At 65.5% G+C, this 4,016-nt stretch carries 4 protein-coding genes; all 4 read left to right on the top strand.

Going from position 1 to position 4,016, the window contains the following annotated elements; all coding sequences use genetic code 11:
- Nucleotides 1-219: 219 nt before the first annotated feature.
- The 4 genes from FV233_RS28440 (at nt 220) to FV233_RS28420 (ending at nt 3,944) form a co-directional block, all read left to right on the top strand.
- Nucleotides 220-441, top strand: a complete 222-nt coding sequence (locus FV233_RS28440) for a hypothetical protein (RefSeq protein ID WP_147899528.1) — start codon at nt 220-222, stop codon at nt 439-441.
- Nucleotides 442-444: 3 nt separating this feature from the next.
- The gene (locus FV233_RS28435; protein WP_147899527.1) at nt 445-1,920 is read left to right on the top strand and encodes a hypothetical protein; all 1,476 of its coding nucleotides are present in this window, start codon (nt 445-447) and stop codon (nt 1,918-1,920) included.
- Between the two features lie 224 nt (nt 1,921-2,144).
- A complete protein-coding gene (locus FV233_RS28430; RefSeq protein WP_187278259.1) occupies nt 2,145-2,624 on the top strand; it encodes a GIY-YIG nuclease family protein in 480 nt (159 codons plus the stop codon).
- A gap of 156 nt (nt 2,625-2,780) precedes the next feature.
- Entirely contained in the window at nt 2,781-3,944 is a 1,164-nt protein-coding gene (locus tag FV233_RS28420) for a site-specific integrase (RefSeq protein ID WP_246690123.1), read from the top strand.
- Nucleotides 3,945-4,016 lie beyond the last annotated feature (72 nt).

Here is a 4,016-nt window from a genome sequence, read left to right as displayed (position 1 = left end):
CGTGATGACGGCGGCGACGCGAGATCGCCTGCTGGACGTGCCAGAGGAGCCGGTTGCGCCCGACCCGCTCTGGTGGGCCGAAGCGCACCGCCTGCGAGCCGAAGGGGCATCCTATCGGAAGATCGCTGCTGCCTGCCGCAAGAGCGTGCGGGATGTGTATCGCGTCCGGAGCGAAGCTTCCCGCTCCACTCCGTCTTCAGCGGATAGGGGGCGGGCGTGATGAGCAAAACCAGCATCAGCGAAGCCCAGCGTGCCTACCGCATCACCTGGCGCGGGGACTCGCACGTCATCTGCGCCCGCTCGCGATCTGCGGCCCGATACGCCTCGTGGAAGGCCTTCCTTGAGGCCGGCTATCGGGCTGACCTACCGACCTTCGCCGGCATGATCCGGATCGAACGCGCCTCCCTCCCGACCCCCGACCCCTCCAGCGCAGGAGCCTGAGAGATGGCTGACACCTACACCACAGAAGCCATCGCCTGCGGGCTGAGCGACGTGGCCGGCTGGCTTGAGAACGAGGGCGGGCGGGACAAGCATGCCCGGACCATCCGGCTTGGCGTGGAGCGGTTGCGGGAGTTGGGCGCGGCCGGTGGCGAGGGGGAGAAGCGCTATCCTTACAGCGCGGCAGTCCAGTGGCCGCATTGGCGCTGCCCGGACTGCAAGGGCATGGCATATGTGTATGTGGGCGAGTGGAAGGCCGACCGGTCCATCAATTCCAGTCCGCTAATCCGCTGCGTCAATTGCAAGAGCGTCTTCGACACCCGGCCACACGCCGCCCCGTCTCATCCAGGCGAAGCCGATCGGGTCGGTCTGGGGGAACTGGCCGCACGCTTCGAGGTAAAAAACAAGCAAGCGATCATCAAAATCATCACTGACGAGATATTCGGCGGCTTTGCGGCTATCGGATATCCGGGTCTGATCGAAAAAGCGGCGGATGCTATTCTGGGCCGCGCAGATGCCGCCGGGGAAGCGGATACCTCAGGAGTGGAAGCAGACGACAAGGCTCGACTGGTCGAGTATCTGAGGGAACTGGAGCGGCTGGGCGCGGCGGCGACGCAAGAGATGCTGTCGGTCTCTAGCGTTCGGCGCAGGTACGACGAGCCTAGCTGCGTGATCGTGAACACGCCCTCCTGCGCTGGGCTATTTGCCTTGGCGACCGGCGTGCGGGGCGAAGCCGCTCTCCAGTCTCTCGCCGACGCGAAGTTCCTCGTGGGGCTCTGGAACGCCTACCGGTCGGGGAAGCTCGTCCCCGCATCCCTCGCCGCCCTCGGTACGAGAGAAGGATCGGGGGGCGCGTCCCCGGTGGGACCGGCGGGCCAGACATGCCTTGACGCTGCCGCGGCCATAGAAGGCATCGCACAGGAACTGGATGCCTACGGGCGTACTGCGCAGGGGCACATGCTTCGGCAGGCGCTCGACGTGCTGCTGGACGTTCAGTCTGACGAGCAACTGCCGCCTGCCGACGCCGGCACGAAGCGCAGCGTGGATCGGGCGTGGGCGAGGTTTCAAGCCGCCGCGCAAGGGACCGAAGCCGAAGGCCGAAACACCGCAGGTGGTTCGGTTCACGAGGGCCCGGTCGGCAAGGCCGATGCGCCCTCACCCCCCACCTCCCCCCAGGCGCCTAACACCCTCTCCGAGGTGGCTGATCTCCGATCCCGTGCCACCGCCGCCGAGGATACGCTGAGAGACCGGGAGGCACGGATCGACGCGCTGGAGAACGCGCTGGATGCCGCCGATTATCTCGCGGACCGATACTGCGCCGCCTGGCAGGGCAAGACAGTTCGCGATCTCGCAGAGGCAGAGGCTTCCTACGGAAGCGCTAGCCGAGCGCTCGCTAGGCTGACCATCGCACAAGCGAACGCCGCCCTCGCCCAGCCAGACCCGAGCCAAGAGCCTGGGACGGGGGGAGAGCGAGATGCGTGAGCTTGCATCAACCGAGGCCGAGGCGATGCGGTCCAAATGCATCGAGGCTGTCCAGACCGTCTACGATGGATGGGCCAGAAACAACCCAGAAGAGAAGTGGGCTCGCGTCGCGCTCTCCCAAGCGATGCTCTTTATCGAGTGGATCCCGCCCGCCCTCGCTTCCCGTCCCCCAACACCCACCCCACAAAACCACGGAGGGAACGACGGTGCCTAGAAGCGTCCGCTTGCCTGAGCGGGATCAGGTCACGAGCGATCCCCCTGAGTACGACGACATCCCAGAGATGGCGGCGCTTAGGCAGACCGTAAGCGCGCTGGAGGTCAAGATGCCGCCGCCGAAAGCGAAGGCTCGACTCTTCGCATCTGCCATTCCCGAAGTGCCGGAACAGCGGCGCCAGGAGACGGCTCTGGATCGAGCCATGAACCCCGGCCGCACGCAGCCGCGCATCGCGAATAAGACCTACATCATCCGCTGCGGCCCGTTCGTGAAGATCGGCATGGCTGTCGATGTGGAGACACGGTTCCGCACTCTGCTGGCGTCCAATCCGTTCGACCTTGAGATGGTCGCCATCCTGCCCGGCGGCCGTGCCGTTGAGCGCGCCCTCCACCTACGGTTTGCGGCGTACAAGCATCGCGACGAGTGGTTCCGGGAGGAAGGCGAACTCGCGGCTTGGATCGCAGGCGGCTGCCAGGAGGCAGGCGGATGACCGCTCTCCCGCTCGGCATGTTCCCTCGCGGGCTTACGCGAGACCAAGCCGCCGAGTACTGCGGCTGCGATACAACTTCGGCTTTCGACGAGTGGGTGCGGAAGGGCATCGTCCCTAGGGCCATGCCGGGCACCACCCGCTGGGATCGCAAAGCGATTGATCGAGCGCTTGATCGGCGCTCCGGTCTGCTATCGGATGCCGCCCCGTCGATCGACGAGTGGCTGGCAGAGCATGCGGGTTAAGCTGACGGGCATCAACACGGTCCGCCGCAAGCTGGCTGACGGTACGATCCGCACGCACTACTATCACCGGGCGACTGGGACGAAGCTGCAGGGTGAGCCAGGATCCGCAGAATTCGTGGCCTCGTACCAAGACGCCGGCCGGGCCGCCGCGCTCAATCGGAGCCAGGGCACTGTCGAGTGGCTGATCCGTCAGTACCAAGCCAGTCGGGCATGGACGAAAAAGCTATCGGAGAAGACGCGCGCCAACGAGGAATTCAACATCAGGGCCTGCGAGGCGAAATGGGGCAAAACGCCCCTGAAGATCGTCGAGAACCCTCGCAGCCGGCCGCCCTTTCTGAAGTGGCATGAGCAGCTTGCCGAGGATCACCCCCGCGCCGCCGATGCCAAGCTCGCTCGTCTTGCGAAGGTGTTCGCCTGGGGCGTTGACCACGGCCACATCCGGCATAATCCGATCGCGACCTTCGAGCGGGCCTACAGCTCGACGCGCGCCGAGATCATCTGGCTACCCGAGCACGTGAAGGCGTTCGAGGCCGTGGCGCGGCCCGAGGTCCGTCTCGCGATGATGCTGGCGCTGCACACTGGCCAGCGCCAGGGCGATCTGCTGAAGCTCACGTGGTCAGCCTGGGATGGCAGCGCCATCACGCTGAAGCAAGGCAAGAGCAAGCGGACAGTTTATGTGCCGGCGACCCGGGCACTGAAGTCGGCCCTTGATGCGGCGCCTCGCCGCGCGCCCACCATCCTCGTCGCGGCCCGGGGGGGGCCATGGCTGAAGCGGCGGTTCCACGAGGTCTGGAGCGAGACATTCGCGGCAGCCCGCATCGCAGACAGCCTTCACTTTCACGATTTGCGCGGCACGGCGGTGACGATGCTGGCTGAGGCTGGCTGCAACGTCCCCGAGATCGCGACCATCACCGGCCACTCTCAGGCGCACGCGCAGAAGATTTTGGATCAGTATCTAGCTCGGACCAAGAGCCTTGCGGAGTCGGCGATCGCCAAGCTCGACGAGCACGCGCGTAACCGCGAAAAGCCAACCCGCTTAGCAAACGATGCAGCAAACGGTGAGGAGGGCGGTGGCTGAAACGAGAGCTAAGTCGTTGAGATATAATGGTCGGAGTGGCCGGACTTGAACCGACGACCCCCTGTCCCCCAG

The sequence above is a fragment of the Methylobacterium sp. WL7 genome (genome assembly GCF_008040085.1).
GTDB classification, from domain to species: Bacteria; Pseudomonadota; Alphaproteobacteria; order Rhizobiales; family Beijerinckiaceae; genus Methylobacterium; species Methylobacterium mesophilicum.
The sequence above is the reverse complement of the archived record's forward strand: the minus strand, read 5'-3'. Positions and strand labels throughout refer to the sequence as shown.